This window comes from Ramlibacter monticola, from assembly GCF_016722785.1.
Lineage (GTDB): Bacteria > Pseudomonadota > Gammaproteobacteria > Burkholderiales > Burkholderiaceae_C > Ramlibacter > Ramlibacter monticola.
Genome location: NZ_JAEQNE010000006.1, coordinates 312,028 through 327,212, shown reverse-complemented (window position 1 = coordinate 327,212; position 15,185 = coordinate 312,028). Strand labels below are relative to the sequence as shown.

General features: G+C 72.3%; 11 protein-coding genes. 8 read left to right on the top strand and 3 right to left on the bottom strand.

Annotation, left to right across the window (positions count from 1 at the left end; genetic code table 11):
* Positions 1–75 precede the first annotated feature (75 nt).
* From JJ685_RS22220 to JJ685_RS22195, 6 genes are all read left to right on the top strand, one after another.
* Positions 76–441 (top strand): hypothetical protein, encoded by a 366-nt coding sequence (locus JJ685_RS22220; protein ID WP_201676519.1) that lies wholly within the window; start codon positions 76–78, stop codon positions 439–441.
* Between the two features lie 42 nt (positions 442–483).
* Positions 484–1,482 carry a chemotaxis protein CheB gene (locus JJ685_RS22215; RefSeq protein WP_201676518.1) on the top strand — a complete coding sequence of 333 codons (999 nt, stop codon included), beginning with the start codon at positions 484–486 and terminating at the stop codon, positions 1,480–1,482.
* 69 nt (positions 1,483–1,551) lie between these two features.
* On the top strand, positions 1,552–4,791 hold the full coding sequence (locus JJ685_RS22210) for a CheR family methyltransferase (RefSeq protein ID WP_201676517.1): 3,240 nt from the start codon (positions 1,552–1,554) through the stop codon (positions 4,789–4,791).
* A 75-nt stretch (positions 4,792–4,866) separates the two neighbouring features.
* Entirely contained in the window at positions 4,867–9,324 is a 4,458-nt protein-coding gene (locus tag JJ685_RS22205) for a chemotaxis protein CheB (protein ID WP_201676516.1), read from the top strand.
* Between the two features lie 36 nt (positions 9,325–9,360).
* Positions 9,361–10,281, top strand: coding sequence for a cysteine synthase A (gene cysK, locus JJ685_RS22200; protein ID WP_201676515.1), 921 nt, complete (start codon positions 9,361–9,363; stop codon positions 10,279–10,281).
* Between the two features lie 134 nt (positions 10,282–10,415).
* Positions 10,416–11,048 (top strand): DUF4130 domain-containing protein, encoded by a 633-nt coding sequence (locus tag JJ685_RS22195; protein WP_201676514.1) that lies wholly within the window; start codon positions 10,416–10,418, stop codon positions 11,046–11,048.
* Here JJ685_RS22195 and JJ685_RS22190 read toward each other — a convergent pair whose 3' ends face one another.
* Positions 11,049–11,609: a hypothetical protein gene (locus JJ685_RS22190; protein ID WP_201676513.1), complete on the bottom strand. Its 561-nt coding sequence runs from the start codon at positions 11,607–11,609 to the stop codon at positions 11,049–11,051. It lies immediately after the preceding gene.
* A 182-nt stretch (positions 11,610–11,791) separates the two neighbouring features.
* Here JJ685_RS22190 and JJ685_RS22185 point away from each other — a divergent pair, with 182 nt between their 5' ends.
* Both JJ685_RS22185 and JJ685_RS22180 read left to right on the top strand, forming a co-directional pair.
* Positions 11,792–13,069, top strand: a complete 1,278-nt coding sequence (locus tag JJ685_RS22185) for an acyl-CoA dehydrogenase family protein (RefSeq protein ID WP_201676616.1) — start codon at positions 11,792–11,794, stop codon at positions 13,067–13,069.
* Positions 13,066–13,896 carry a hypothetical protein gene (locus JJ685_RS22180; RefSeq protein WP_201676512.1) on the top strand — a complete coding sequence of 277 codons (831 nt, stop codon included), beginning with the start codon at positions 13,066–13,068 and terminating at the stop codon, positions 13,894–13,896. Before JJ685_RS22185 ends, JJ685_RS22180 begins: the two co-directional genes overlap by 4 nt.
* Before the next feature lie 56 nt (positions 13,897–13,952).
* Here JJ685_RS22180 and JJ685_RS22175 read toward each other — a convergent pair whose 3' ends face one another.
* Both JJ685_RS22175 and JJ685_RS22170 read right to left on the bottom strand, forming a co-directional pair.
* A complete protein-coding gene (locus JJ685_RS22175; protein WP_201676511.1) occupies positions 13,953–14,501 on the bottom strand; it encodes a hemerythrin domain-containing protein in 549 nt (182 codons plus the stop codon).
* Positions 14,498–15,100, bottom strand: coding sequence for a nitroreductase family protein (locus JJ685_RS22170; protein ID WP_201676510.1), 603 nt, complete (start codon positions 15,098–15,100; stop codon positions 14,498–14,500). The genes JJ685_RS22175 and JJ685_RS22170 overlap by 4 nt, the downstream gene beginning before the upstream one ends.
* Positions 15,101–15,185: the final 85 nt, after the last annotated feature.

The following is a 15,185-nucleotide window of genomic DNA, read 5'->3' as shown; positions in this document are numbered from 1 at the left end:
CGCCCCCGGCGCGCGCCATAAGGGAATCCCGGAGGTTGCCTCGCGAGGGCTTTGTACACTTTCAACGAGTCCATCATGTCCGCCTCGCACGCGCCCGCGCTCGATGCCATCGCCTTCCAGCTGGCAGCCGCCCTGGAAGAATACGAGGTGTCCGTCGGCCGCATGATCGACACCTGGCTTGACATGGAACTGTATGGGCGCGTGAGCGAGCAGATCGAGGAGATCCGGCTTTACTGCCTGCCGCTTCCGCAACTGAGCGCGCCCTGGGTCGAACTGCTGATCGCCCACGCGGAACTGGTGCATGCGCTGTGGCGACTGCGGTTCCAGGAGGAGGGGACGGACCGCGAACGGCTGGAGGAGGTGCGGCAGCACCACACGGCTTGCGTCCGCAAGCTGAGGTCCCGCTGCCTGGTCCTGCTCTCCGGCGCCCCCCTCTCCTGATACATCGTCCCCCTCGCGGGCGGGGAAAGCCCAAAATGGGCCATGGCCACTGAATCCCTCTCCGGCCACCTCGTCGTCGTGGGCGCCTCCGCGGGCGGTATCGCACCGCTGCTGGTCCTGGCCGAGACCCTGCCGCCCGGCTTCGCGGCGCCGGTGTGCATCGTCCTCCACGTGGGTGCCCAGCCCAGCCTGCTTCCCGAACTGCTGTCGAACAAGGGCCCGCACCCGGCGGTGCATGCGCGCGACCGCCAGTTGCTGACCAACGGGGTGCTGCACATCGCCCCGCCGGACCACCACATGCTGGTCGACGGACGCTACCTGCGCCTGAACCGCGGCCCGCGCGAAAACCACACGCGGCCGGCCGTGGACCCGCTGTTCCGCTCGGCGGCCCTGGCCTGGGGCTCGCGCGTGATCGGCATCGTCCTGTCCGGCTTCATGGACGACGGCACGGCCGGCCTCGGGACGATCAAGGACTGCGGCGGCATCGCCATCGTCCAGGACCCGGCGACGGCCGAGGAGCCGTCGATGCCGCAGAACGCGCTCGACCACGTGGAGGTGGACTACACGCTGCCCGCCGCCAGGATCGGCCCGCTGCTCGCCCGGCTGGTGAGCGCGCCCCCGGGACCGGACCTGCCGGCCCCCGAGGAAGTCGTCCGTGAAGTGTCAATCAACCGGGGCGAGGACCTGGTCGAGAACCTCCAGGCGATCGCCCAGCCGGCCGGGCTGGCCTGCCCCGACTGCGGCGGCGGACTGTACGAGGTGAAGCACTCGCGCCCCCTGCGCTTTCGCTGCCACACCGGGCACGCGTTCACGGTGCGCAGCCTCGAGGGCGCGCAGGCGGACAACGGCGAGCTGGCGTTGCGCAGCAGCGTGCGCGCCCTGCAGGAGCGCGAGATCCTGCTGCGGCGGATGGCGGCCATCTCGGAGGCCGCGGGCGCGCCGAGCCAGGCGGAGGCTGCGCGCCGCGAGGCTGACCGGCTGCTCCGGCAGGTGCGCGAACTCGGCGCGATGGCGGGTGCCGTCCGGGGCGAACAGCCCTGACCGGCGCGCACCGCGAACCGTATGATGGAAGTGCGGCCGCCGATGCAGTAGGCCGGCAAGGGCGCTCCGATGACGACCGAATTCACCCCCGACGAAGCCGAGGAAGCACTCGGCAGCCAGATCGACGACGCCGTTCCTTCGCACGGGTACCACAGCCTGCCCGTCGTCGGCATCGGCACGTCGCGCTCGGCGCTGCCGCAGCTGCAGGTGCTGCTGCAGGGCGTGCCGCGCGACAGCGGCCTGGCCTTCGTCGTCCTGCGGCACGACGGGCCCGGCACGGGGGCGACCGAGGAGTGGATCTCGCAGGTGAGCCATTCCACGACCCTGCGGGTGCTCCCGCTGGAGCGCTCGCTGCGCCTCCAGCCCGATACCGTGTACCTGGTGCCGCCCGGGCGGGGCGCCCGCGCCATCGACGGCAAGCTCGTGCTCACCGACGGCGAGGCCCAGCACGGCCGCATGGTGATCGACCTGTTCCTGCGCAGCATGGCCGACACCCATGGCGCGCATGCCGCCGCGGTGGTGCTGTCCGGCCCCGGCGCCGACGGCGCGGTGGGCATCAAGCGCGTGAAGGAGCGGGGCGGCCTCACGGTCGCCCAGGACCCGGACGAATCGGTGGAAAGCGCCATGCCGCGCGCCGCCATCTCCACCGGCATGGTGGACTGGATCCTGCCGGCGAGCGAGATGCCCCGGCGGCTGCTGTCGTACTTCCGCCTCGAGCCGCAGCTGCAGCTGCCGCCGGAAGACGCCGCGCCCGCGGCGGAGATCGCGCGGCACGACGGCGATACGGCCCTGCGCGACATCCTGACGCTGCTGCGGACCCGCACCGGGCGGGACTTCGCACACTACAAGCGGGCCACCATCCTGCGCCGCATCGGCCGGCGCATGCAGGTCAACGGCGTGGCCACGCTGACGGAATACCTCGATTGCCTGCGCACCCGCCCCGGCGAGCCGGCGGCGCTGCTGCAGGACCTGCTGATCACGGTCACCAATTTCTTCCGCGACGCCGGCTGCTTCGCGGCGCTGGAACAGGTGCTGCCGGACCTGTTCCGCGGCAAGGGCCCGGGCGACACGCTGCGCGTGTGGGTGCCCGCCTGCGCCACCGGCGAGGAGGCCTACAGCATTGCCATGCTGCTGGCGGAACACGCCCGCACCCTCGACGACCCGCCGCTGATCCAGGTGTTCGCGACCGACCTCGACGAGGAGGCGATCTCGGCCGCCCGCGAGGGCATCTATCCCGAGACCATCGAGGCGGACCTCGGCGAGGAGCGGCTGCGCCGCTTCTTCGTCAAGGAGCACCGCGGCTACCGGGTGCGGCGCGAGCTGCGCGAAACCGTGCTGTTCGCCCTGCACGACGTGTTGAAGGATTCGCCGTTCTCGCGGCTGGACCTGATCAGCTGCCGCAACCTGCTGATCTACCTGACGCGCGAGGCGCAGCGCCGGCTGTTCGACATCTTCCATTTCGCGCTGGTGGCGGACGGCAAACTGTTCCTCGGTTCGTCCGAGGCGGTGGAGGACGGCACCCTGCTGTTCGGGGTGGTGGACAAGAAGCATCGCATCTACTGCCAGCGCAGCACGCCGCGCACCGGGCTGGCCCTTCCCGCGGCCCCGAGCACGCTGGTGCAGGCCCTGCAGGCGCAGCCGGGAATGAAGGAAGGGCCGGTGATCGCCGGCCGCGCCTTCGTGCAGGCCAGTGCCATCCGCGCGGGGTGGGCGGTCCCGCAGGCCGACCGCGTCACGTCCTGGGGCGAGCTGCACCTGCGGCTGCTGGAGCACCTGGCGCCGCCGTCGATCCTGATCAACAGCGAGTACGACATCGTGCACCTGTCGCCCGGCGCGGGCCGCTACCTGCAGTTCGGCGGCGGAGAGCCGACGCGCAACCTGCTGCGCGCCGTGCCCGCCACGCTGCGCATCGAGCTGCGCGCGGCGCTGTTCCAGGCGGCGCAATCCCACAGTCCGGTGGAACTGCCCGCGATCCCGGTGGAAATGCCCGGCGGCCAGGCGGTACCGGTGGCGATCCGCGTCTCGCCGGCCAACGACATCGGCAGCGGCATGTTCCTGGTCCTGTTGCAGGAACACAAGGAGCAGCCGGCGCCGCTGGTGCTGGAGGCCAGCGCCGCCGCCCTGAACGACCCGGTGGCGCAGCACCTGGACCGCGAGATCGAGCGGCTGAAGTCGCACCTGCGCGATACCGTCGAACAGTACGAGGCCTCCACCGAGGAACTCAAGGCCAGCAACGAAGAGCTGCAGGCCATGAACGAGGAGCTGCGCTCCGCCACCGAGGAACTGGAGACCAGCCGCGAGGAGCTGCAGTCCATCAACGAGGAACTCACCACCGTCAACCAGGAGCTCAAGACCAAGGTGGACGAACTGGGGCATGCCAACAGCGACATGCACAACCTGATGGACGCCACGGCCATTGCCACCGTCTTCCTGGACCGCGAGCTGCTCATCATGCGCTACACGCCGTCGGCGGTGAGCCTGTTCAACCTCATCCCCACCGACGTCGGGCGGCCGCTCACCGACCTGACCACGCAGCTGCAGTATCCGGAGCTGGGCGCCGACGCCAGGCGCGTGCTGGAGCGGCTGGTGCCGGTCGAACGCGAGGTGGGGCACGCGGACGGCAGCTGGTACCTGGCGCGGCTGCTGCCCTATCGCACCTTCGAGGACCGCATCGCCGGCGTGGTGATGTCCTTCGTCGACATCACCGAACGCAAGCAGGCCGAGGAGATGCGGCTGTGGCTGTCGGCCGTGATCAGCTCCACCACGGACGCCATCATCAGCTTCTCGCTGGACCAGACCATCCTGAGCTGGAACAGCGGCGCCGAGCGCATCTTCGGCTACTCGCCCGAGGAAGCCATCGGCCGGCCCCTGTCCATCCTGGCGCGCCCCGGCAGCAGCGAGGAGGACCAGCTGCTGGAGCGCATCGCGGCGGCCCAGCGCGTCGAGAACCACGAGACGGTGCGCGGGCGCAAGGATGGCGGCGAGGCGCACGTGGCGCTGACGGTCTCGCCGATCCGCGACGGCTCCGGCCGCGTGATCGCGGGCACCCTGACCGCGCGTGACGTCAGCGCGGCGCGCACTGCAGCGCAGCAGCTGCGCGACACCAGCGAGAAGCTGGGCCACACCGTGGAGCAGGTGCGCGTCGCCCTGGGCAAGCAGCAGCAGGTGGCCGAGGATATCCATGGGCGCGTCGAGCGCCTGCTCCAGACCGGGCTGACCCCCGAGCAGAAGGCGCTGGCCGAAGCGATCCGGCGCGATGCGCAGCCGCTGCAGGAGAGCCTGGGCCGGCTGCTGCAGTCCGGCGACTAGGAAAGCCGGGCGGCCGCGCGCGCCGCCGGTTCCCTGGCGGCGCCTGCGTGGCTACACTGGTCCGGCGAGGACCGCATGGACGCCCAGCTCGCGCCGCTCCCGGCGGCACCCTTCGACATCGTCGCGATCGTTGCCTCCGCCGGCGGTCTCGATGCGATGAGCGCCGTCCTGGCGGAACTGCCGGCCGGCCTGCCCGCGGCGATCGTCCTGGCGCAGCACCTCGGCGCCGAGAGCGCGCTGGTCGAGATCCTCGGCCGCCGGCTGAGCCTGCCGGTGGCCTGGGCCGCGCAAGGAACGCCGCTGCTGCCCGGGCACGTGTACGTGTGCCCGCCGCACCAGAGCATGGAGGTGCTGCCGGACCGCACCTGCACGCTGACGGCCTTCACCCGCGATCTGCTGCAGGAGCATCCTTTCGACACCCTGCTGGCCTCGGTGGCGGACAGCTGCGGCAGCCGTGCCGTGGCCGTGGTGCTGACCGGCATGGGCCGCGACGGCGCGGCGGGCGCGCGTGCCGTGCGCACGGCCGGCGGCGCCGTGATCGTGCAGAGCGAGGACACGGCGGCCTATCCGGACATGCCGCGCGCCGCCAGCCGGGCCGGCGCGGCCGACCTGGTGCTGCCGCTGGCGCTGATCGGCCGCACCCTCAACGACGTGGTCGCCGGCGGCCGCTTCCCGCACCCGCGCAGCGAGGAGGAGGCGCGCCAGAGGCTGCTCGCCGGCGAGGGGGAAGCGCGGGCGGCGCTGCGCGCCGTGGACTGGAGCGCCACCGCCCTGGGCAACGTGCGCGACTGGCCGCAGAGCCTCAAGGCCATCGTCGCCACCATGCTGCATTCGCGCTTCCCCACCTGCATCTTCTGGGGCGGCGAGTTCCTGCAGATCTACAACGATGCCTGGACGTCGATCCTCGGGGCGGGCCATCCGGCGGCGGCCGGCCTGCCGGCGCGGGCGACCTGGGGCGGTGCCTGGGCCGGGCAGGTGGCGGCCTACCGCGCGGTGCTGCAGACCGGCCAGTCGCGCTATGCCGAGGACCAGCCGTTCGAGGTGAGCCGCAATGGCTTCCTCGAGGAAGCCTACTTCACCGTGTCGCACAGCCCGGTGCACGACGACCACGACATGGTGCAGGGCGCGATGACCATCGCCAGCGAGACCACCGCCCGCGTGCTGGCGGCGCGCCGCCAGCAGGCCTTGCGCGCGCTCGCCTTTGCCGCCGCCGGGGCGGAGGGCGTGCCTGCCGCCTGCGCCAGGATCGCCGAGGTGCTGGCGGAGATCCCGCGCGAGCTGCCCTTCGCGCTGCTGTACGTGGCCGACGCGGCCGCCCTGCGGGCCACCCTCGGCTTCGTGGTGGGCTTGCGCGCGGGGGCGCACCTGGCCGCGCGCGTGGTGAACCTCGCCAGCGGGAGCAGCACCTGGCCGATCGCCGACGTGCTGCGCGAAGGGCTGCCGCGGGTGGTGGGCGACCTCGGCCTGCGCCAGCCCGGCTTCCATGCCGGCCCGTGGCCGGAAGGGACCGGCGCGGCGATGCTGCTGCCCGTGCACATCGGTCCGGTGCGGCCCGGCGCCGTGCTGGTCGCCGGCCTGAGCCGGCGCATCCCGCTCGACGCCGCGTACCGCGATTTCCTGGAGCTGCTGGCACAGCAGGTGGGCACCAACCTGGCCGAGGCACAGCTGCGCGAGCGCGAGCGCGAGCGGCTGGCGCAGCTGGCGGAGCTGGACCGCTCGCGCACTGCCTTCTTCTCGAACATCAGCCACGAGTTCCGCACGCCGCTGACCCTGATCCTGGCGCCGCTGGAGGACCTGCTGGCGGCGCAGAAGACCGAGGGCGGCGCGGCGCAGGGCGAACTGGACGTGGCGACGCGCAATGCGAGGCGACTGCTGCAGCTGGTGGACACGCTGCTCGATTTCACGCAGATCGAGGCCGGGCGGCTGCGCGCGCACTACCGCGACGTCGACCTCGCGGCGCTGACCTGCGACATCGCGGGCCTGTTCCGCAGCGCGATCGAGCGCGGCGGCGTGCGTTTCGAGGTCGATTGCCCGCCGCTGCTGCGGCCCGTGCTGGTGGATCCGCGCATGTGGGAGAAGATCGTCTCCAACCTGCTGTCCAACGCGCTGAAGTTCACCTTCACCGGCGTGATCGCGGTGCGGCTGCGGGCCCGCAACGAGCACGTGGAGCTGGAGGTGGCCGACACCGGCGTGGGGATCCCGGCGGAGGAACTGCCGGCGGTGTTCCGCCGCTTCCACCGGGTGCGCGGGACCCCCGCGCGCACGGAGGAGGGCGCGGGCATCGGCCTGGCGCTGGTGCACGAGCTGGTCGGCCTGCTCCACGGCCGCGTGCGCGCCACCAGCGTGCCCGGGCAGGGCAGCACGTTCACCGTCTGGCTGCACCTCGAGCAGCCCGGGTGGCGCGCGGCGCCGGTCGCGGCGCTGGGCGCCGGCGAAACGCATCGCACCGCGCTGCAGCTGGCGCAGGAGGCCGAGCGCTGGAATGCGGCCGCCGCGCGGCCGCTCCCGCGGGGCGAGGTGATGGACAGCCCGCTGGGCCCATGCGCGCTGCCGCCGGCGGCGCACGTGCCCGACGCGCGCATCCTGGTGGCGGACGACAACGCCGACATGCGCGACTACCTGGCGCGCACCCTCGGCGCGCACTGGAAGGTGACGCTGGCGGCGGACGGCGCCGAGGCGCTGCGGCTGGCCCGGCAGCAGCCGCCGGACCTGGTGCTGGCGGACGTGATGATGCCGCGGCTGGACGGCTTCGCCCTGCTGCGCGAGCTGCGCGACGATCCGGCGCTGAAGGCGACGCCGCTGGTGCTGGTGACGGCCCGCACCCACGAGGAAGCCGCGGTCGAAGGCCTGCTGGCCGGCGCCGACGACTACCTGGCCAAGCCGTTCTCCTCGCGCGAGCTGGTCGCGCGCATCGGCGCGCAGCTGGAGCTGGCGCGGGTGCGGCGCGAAGGCGAGCGGCAGGTGCGCGAACTGCTCGGCCTGATGCCGGTGGGCGTGTATGCCTGCGACGCCCACGGACGCTTCGAGTACTGGAACCGACGCGCCGTCGAGATCTGGGGCCGCGAGCCGGACGTGGAGGACCGCTTCTGGGCCCTGGCGGGCGCGCCGCGGGCGCTCTCCGCGCAGGCGGAACCCCTGTTGCCGGAGGAAGGCCTGATGGCGCGCGCGCTGCGCAGCGGCGAGCCGGTGCAGGACGGCGAGCTGGTCCTGCTGCGCGCCGACGGCGCCCGGCTGGAACTGCTGGTGAGCATCCGGCCCCTGCGGGTGGAGGGCAGGGTGGCGGGCGCGGTGGCCGCGTTCATCGACGTCACGGCGCGCCGCCAGGCGGAGCGCGCGCTGCAGGCGCTCAACGAGGAACTGGAGCAGCGGGTCGCCGAGCGGACGGCGGCCCTGCAGGCGAGCGCGGCGCGCCAGTCCTTCCTGCTGCGTCTGAACGACGCGGTGCGGCCGCTGACCGACGCGGCGGAGATCCACCAGGTGGCCACGGGGCTGCTTGCCGCGCAGCTGGGCGTCAGCCGCGCCAGCTATTGGGAGCCGGAGGCAGACGGCGTCACGGTGCGCGCCGGCCCCGGCGCGGAGCCTGTCGCGCTGCCGCAGCGGCACCCGGTTTCCTACTCCGACGTGGAGGAAGATGCGCGCCTGGGCCAGCCGGAGCGCGCGGCCTTCCGGGCCCTGGGAATCCGTGCGCGCGCGGGGGTCCCGCTGCGCAAGGGCGGCCGCCTGGTCGCCGTGCTGGGCGTCGACCATTGCGCGCCCCGGCCCTGGACGGCCGACGAACTGACGCTGCTGCAGGAGGTGGCGCAGCGCACCTGGGCGGCGGTGGAGCGCACGCGGGTCGAGGCCGCGCTGCGCGAAAGCGAGGCCCGGCTGGTCGCCGAACTCTCCGGTGCGCGCACGCTGCAGCGCCTCAGCACCCGGCTGGTCGGCGAGCAGGGCGCGGACACCCTGTTCGAGCCGATCCTGGAAGCCGCGACGGAGCTGATGGCTGCCGACGCCGCCAGCCTGCAACTGCTGGATCCGGGCGGCGAGCGGCTGCTGCTGCTGGGCGCGCGCAAGCTGCATCCGGCATCCTGCGCCTGGTGGCAGCAGGTCGATGCCGGCTCCGCCAGCGCCCGTGGTCAGTCGCTGCGCAGCGGCAGCCGCGCGATCGTGGAGGACGTGGAGGACGTGGAGGACGTGGAGCGCGACCCCTTGATGGCCGGCTCGCGCGACCTGGAGGAATACCGCCGGTCCGGGCTGCGGGCCGTGCAGTCCACGCCCCTGCTGTCGCGGTCGGGGCGGCCGATCGGGCTGCTCTCGACCCACTGGCGGGAGCCGCGCCGCGCGGCGGACATGGACTTCGACCTGTTCGATCTGCTGGCGCGCCAGCTCGCGGACCTGGTCGAGCGCGCGCAGTCGGAGCGGGCGCTGCGGGTCTCGGAGGAGAAGTACCGTACGCTGTTCGAGCGCACGCGGTGCGGACGGACGCCGGCGGTGGGCGTCGTGGAGGACGAACCGGCGAGCGCCGGCCCCGCCGGGATCCCGGTCCGATAGGCCACAATGCCCACCTCACCTGCAAGGAGAACCGCGTTGAAGGCGAACAGCATCCTCGAAACCATCGGCCGCACGCCGCACATCAAGATCAACCGCCTGTTCGGCGACACGCACCACGTGTGGGTGAAGTCCGAACGCGCCAATCCGGGCGGCTCGATCAAGGACCGCATCGCGCTGTCGATGATCGAGGACGCCGAGAAGAGCGGCAAGCTGAAGCCGGGCGGCACCATCATCGAGCCCACCTCCGGCAACACGGGCATCGGCCTGGCGATGGTGGCGGCCGTGAAGGGCTACAGGCTGGTGCTGGTGATGCCTGACAGCATGTCGATCGAGCGGCGCCGGCTGATGCTCGCCTACGGCGCGAGCTTCGACCTGACCCCGCGCGAGAAGGGCATGAAGGGCGCGATCGCGCGCGCGCAGGAACTCGCGGCGCAGACGCCCGACGCCTGGATCCCGCAGCAGTTCGAGAACCCCGCCAACGTCGAGGTGCACGAGCGCACCACGGCCCGCGAGATCGCCGAGGACTTCCCGGGGGGCGTCGATTACCTGATCACGGGCGTGGGCACCGGCGGCCACATCACGGCCTGCGCGAAGGTCCTGAAGGAGAAGTGGCCGCAGCTGAAGGTGTTCGCGGTGGAGCCGGTGGCCTCGCCGGTGCTCTCCGGCGGCCAGCCTTCGCCGCACCCGATCCAGGGCATAGGCGCCGGCTTCATCCCGCAGATCATGGACACCGCGCTCCTGGACGGCATCATCCAGGTCGACGCGGAGCCGGCCCGCGAGATGGCGCGGCGCTGCGCCCGCGAGGAGGGCATCCTGGTGGGCATCTCCTCCGGCGCGTCGCTGGCCGCGGTCGCGCAGAAGCTCAAGGAGATCCCGGCCGGCGCCACCGTACTGTGCTTCAACTACGACACGGGCGAACGCTACCTCTCGGTCGAGGGCTTCCTGCCGGCGGGCTGAAATCGGCTGCGAGACCCTCCTCGCCGCATCGGGTTCCGCCAGGCACACAAGAAAAATGCAACAAGAGCCTCCGCGCCTGTGGCGCGGAGCGCACAATGGTGCCGTTGTCGGATTGGGTTGTTGTGCAGGTACCGTTGTCCCACCAAGTCGATGTGAGTGGCTTCCACCACGAGGCGACCCGGTTGCTGGCCCAGCAGGTACCACCCGATACCGTGCAGTGGTCCGCCGCGCCGGGCCAGTCGGTCGAAGAGGAAGACCTCGACGCCGGCCGCGCCGCCATCCGCAATCGCGCGGCCCGCGCCATCATCCCGCAGTCCTTCATCCGCATGAGCGAACTGGTCGTTCTGCACCGGGACGTCCTCCGCTTCGATCTCCTCTACCGCTCGCTGTGGCGGCTGGTGTACGAGCCCGACTTCAAGAACGACCTGGGCGATGGCGACATGGCGCGGCTGCGGCAGATGGCGCAGGCCGTGCGCCGCGACATCCAGAAGATGAAGACGCGGCTGGAGTTCCGCACGATCGAGATCCGCGGTGAATCGGTGCAGGTGGCCTGGTACGAGCCGGCCCACTACGTCGGCGAGACGGTCGGCGCCTGGCTCGCCAAGGGCGACTCCGACAGTCGCTGGATCCTGCTCACCCCCGACCGCAGCCTGCGCTGGGACGGGCACAAGCTGCTCAGCGCACCGGCGGTCGCGCCGATGCAGCATGGCGGGCCCATGACCGACGGGGACTGGGCCCACGTGCTCGAAGCCATGCCCTGGCTCTGATCAGGGCGCGGGCTGCGAAGGCATCCCCATGTCTCCGCTCGAGAAGCTGAAATCGCTGCGCGTGCGCCGCCACCCGGAGCCCGAATCGCCCCCGAGTTGCCGGCAGCGCAGGAACAGGCTGTCGAGCAGGCCGTCCTGGCGGTCGCGGATGTTGTGGTAGCGCGGGTCCGCGTAGTGCGGCCGCAGCGGCGACGCGTGCTTCATGCGCAGGATGTTCTCCTCCCACAGGTACTGCATCAGCTCGCGGTGCGTGCGCAGGAGGTCCAGCACGAGGGTGCCGAGTTCGGGAAAGTGCTGGTCCTTGATCTGCACCGCCTGCGCCAGCGCCGCGGGGATGCCGCCCTCGTCCGGGTTCTGGTGCAGCAGCGGCTCGTCGCGGTGCCAGTCGATCCAGGCGGTGTAGGCCTTCAGGCAGTCGATGAGCTGGTAGGCGGCCGCGCGCCGCCGCGCGATCCGCCGCCGGTGCTGCCAGCGCAGGCGCCACAGCGCGCCCGTCACGACGAGCGCGAACACCGCCAGGACCAGCGGGACGAGGAGATCGGGGTCGGACAGCAGGCGCACGGCATGCTCGCGGGGGGCGCTCCAGGTTTCTCGTGGCGCCGCATTGTCCCCCTGCACCGCAGCGCGCCCTGTTGGGCGCGCCGGGCGGCGCGGCGGGAACGATGGCCGGCGATTGACGCAAATCAGTATGCATGAGGACTCGGGCCCGCAAGATGGATTTCTTCGATTCCCCCCAGGCCACGATGAATTTCGAGCCATCCCCGCGCGCCTGCGAGTGGCTGGCGCGCCTCGAGGCTTTCCAGGAACGCTACCTGCTGCCCTGCAACGCGGCCTGGCAGGCCTCCGCGCAGCGCGGCGAGCAGCCGGACTTCCTGCCCGACCTGAGGGCGCTGGCGCGCGACGAGGGCCTGTGGAACCTGTGCCTGCCGAAGCTGCCCGCGGACGCCCCGGGATCAGCGCTGTCCCACCTGGACTACGCGCCCCTGGCCGAGGCGATGGGCCGCCTGCCCTGGGCGGCCGAGGTCTTCAACTGCAATGCGCCCGACAGCGGCAACATGGAGTTGCTGCTGCGCCATGCCTCGTCGGCCCAGCGCGCGCGATGGCTGCAGCCGCTGCTGGCCGGCGAGATGCGTTCCGCCTTCGCGATGTCGGAGCCCGACGTGGCCTCTTCGGATCCGACCAACCTGCAGACCGAGGTGCGGCGCGAAGGCGACGCGCTGGTGGTGAGCGGGCGCAAGTGGTTCGTCACCGGCGCCGCCAACCCGGACTGCCGGCTGCTGATCGTGGTCTGCCGCAACGGCGACGCGGCGGAGGGCGAGCCGCACCGGGCGCACAGCCTGGTGCTGGTGCCGCTGGACGCGCCCGGCGTGGAGATCGTGCGCAACATCCCCGTCCTGCAGCACACCGCGCTGGAAGGGCATTGCGAGATCGTGTTCCGGCAGGTGCGCGTGCCGGCGGCCCACCTGCTGGGCGCGTGGGGCGAGGGCTTCGCGCTGGCGCAGGCCCGGCTGGGGCCCGGGCGCGTGCACCACTGCATGCGCACCATCGGCCAGTGCGAGCTGGCGCTGGCGCTGGCCTGCGACCGCGCGCTGGAGCGCCGCGCCTTCGGCAAGCCCCTGGCCCAGCAGGCCAACGTGCAGGAGTGGCTGGCCGACTCGCGCATCGAGATCGACATGGCGCGCCTGCTGGTGCTGCGCACGGCCTGGGCGCTGGACCAGGACGCGCCGCCGGCGGACCTGCGCGAGCAGATCGCCGCGATCAAGGTGGCGGCTGCGCGCCTGCAGGTGCGGGTGGTGGACCGGGCGATCCAGGTGTTCGGGGCGATGGGCCTGTCGCCGGACACGCCGCTGGCGTGGCTGTTCACGTGGGGAAGGGCGCTGCGGCTCATGGACGGACCGGACGAGGTGCACCTGCGCACGATCGCGCGCGGGGAACTGCGGCGGGCCGGGGACCAGCGCGGGAAGTGGGCGGACTACTTCACGACGCCGGAACAGCTGGTGGCGCCGGTGCGGATCCGGTGACGCCAGGGCCACGGGCGGCGCACCCGTCGAAGAAGGGGAGCGTCGTCTTCGCGGCGCTCGCGGCGGCCCTGTCCGTGCCCCAGGCCGCGGCGCAGCCATCCATCAGCGGGTCCGACCCCCGCGCGCTCGTGGAGGAGCTGAGGTCCGAGGAGGACCCCACCCTCCTCGTGCCGCGCTTCTGGGTCGACACCGAGTGGAACAGCTTCCGGGATTCGAGCTCCGACTTCGACCTCACGCTGGGCCGGCTCTGGGCCTGGCGGCTCTCGCCCACGCAGGACTGGGCGCTGCGCCTCAAGCTGCCGCTGCGCACCCACAGTGCGGGCGCTGCGCCGGGCGACTCGGACAAGCAGGGAATCGGTGACCTCAAGCTGGCGGTGGGCACGGCCGTGCGGCTCGACGCATCGAGGCGTCTCGGCGCTGGCCTCGAGATGCGCTTTCCCACGGCGACCGAGCCTGCGCTGGGGGCCAATGTCTGGCGGCCGATGGTGTTCGGGGTCTTCGCCTGGGACATCACGCCCGCCGTGACCTTCAGTCCCTCGGTGGAGTACAACAAGTCGATCGCCGAGAAGAACGGCGCGGCGCCGCAGCATTACGCGGAATTCTTCTTCCCGCTCACCTTCGTGGTGGGCAGGTGGGCCTTCACCCCGCGCTACGAGTTCAAGGTCGACTTCGCGAACGGCGACGAGGTGACACGCTCGGCCAAGTTCCTGGCTTCCACGCGGCTCGAGGACCGGCCGCTCGGCTTCGCGTTCTCGGTCAAGATGCCGCTCGACAAGGTGGACAAGAAGCTGCAGCTGAACTTCGTCACGACCTGGTACCTGCGTTGAGCCCCGGCCACCGTGGGGCGAGGCGGGCCGGGCCGCTACAGGCGGGGGCCGTGCCGCTACCTGACGCCGCGCCGGCGCATCATCTCCTCGCCGGCCCTTGCCACCGTGTCCGGGTCCAGCAGGGCCTGCGCCGCCGGATAGGCGATGCCTTCCTCGGCCTGGATGTGATCGCCATAGAGCGCGGCGAAAGTGTCGAGAGCGGCCTCGTCGTCCGGCGCGAGGCGCTGCAGCTGCGCCTCGGCGACGCGCACCAGCACCGCCCGTGCCGCAGCCCAATTGCGTTCCATCGCCACGTGATCCGCCTGCAGCCGCTTCACCACCGCCGCCACGCCTTCGTCGCCCTGCGCCAGCAGGGGCGGGAAGACGTGCAGCTCCTCGTCCTGGTGATGCAGCGGCGCCGCCTGGTCGAAATAGCGCATCACGTCGCGCGCGGCCTGCGCAGCCTGCGCGTCGGCGCCGTGCCCGGCCAGGTGCGTGCGCAGGCGCCCCAGCAGGTCCAGCATGCGGTGCACCCGCTCGTGGCAGGCCTCCAGCATCTCGAAGGGCTGCTCGAAGCTCGCCGCCGGCGCCGACAGCAGCGAGCGCAGCGGGATGGGGCGGCTCATGGCTTCAGCTCGGAGACGTAGTGGTCCGGCGTGGCCCGCACGCGGTTGCGCCGCGGACCGACGGTGGTGCCGAAGCTGACGAAGCACAGGGCTTCCTCGTCGGCGCCCACCTGGAACAGCGAACGCAAGGCCCGCGACTCCAGGGCCTTGCCGCTGGTGAGCGACGAGCCGTAGCCGAGCGCGGTGCCGACCAGCAGCATGTTCTGGATCGCGCAGCCGGCCGAGACCAGCCGCTGGTTCGCCGGGATCTCGGGATCCTCGTCCCGCAGCCGCGCGATGGCCAGCAGCAGCAGCGGCGACCGGAACGCCTTCTCGCGCGCCTTGCCGAACTGCTCGGGCGTCGCCGCCGGATCGCGCTCGCGCAGGGCCGCCTCGAAGGCATCGGCCAGCGCGGGCCGGGCCTGCGCGGGAACGATCACGAAGCGCCAGGGCACCAGGTCGTGGTGGTCCGGCGCGGCGGAGGCCGCGAGCAGGATGCGCTGCAGCTGCTCGGGACCGGGCCCGGGCTCGCCCAGGCGGGCCGGCAACACGGTGCGGCGGCCGTGCACGAGCGCTGCCGCCCATTCACCCGCCAGCACCGAGTCCGGCGGGGAGCTCACTGAGAACCTCCCCCAGGATCCGTCCGCTTCGCGGACTCCTCCTCCCCCCTCCGCAAGCGGAGGGGGCGGGCGCCTTCGGGCGGCC

What these genes read in the sequence shown, in the direction of transcription:
- JJ685_RS22220 (WP_201676519.1), top strand. Translation starts at nt 76, where the DNA reads ATGTCCGCCTCGCACGCGCCCGCGCTCGATGCCATCGCCTTCCAGCTG.
- JJ685_RS22215 (WP_201676518.1), top strand. Translation starts at nt 484, where the DNA reads ATGGCCACTGAATCCCTCTCCGGCCACCTCGTCGTCGTGGGCGCCTCC.
- JJ685_RS22210 (WP_201676517.1), top strand. Translation starts at nt 1,552, where the DNA reads ATGACGACCGAATTCACCCCCGACGAAGCCGAGGAAGCACTCGGCAGC.
- JJ685_RS22185 (WP_201676616.1), top strand. Translation starts at nt 11,792, where the DNA reads ATGAATTTCGAGCCATCCCCGCGCGCCTGCGAGTGGCTGGCGCGCCTC.
- JJ685_RS22175 (WP_201676511.1), bottom strand. Translation starts at nt 14,501, where the DNA reads ATGAGCCGCCCCATCCCGCTGCGCTCGCTGCTGTCGGCGCCGGCGGCG.
- JJ685_RS22205 (WP_201676516.1), top strand. Translation starts at nt 4,867, where the DNA reads ATGGACGCCCAGCTCGCGCCGCTCCCGGCGGCACCCTTCGACATCGTC.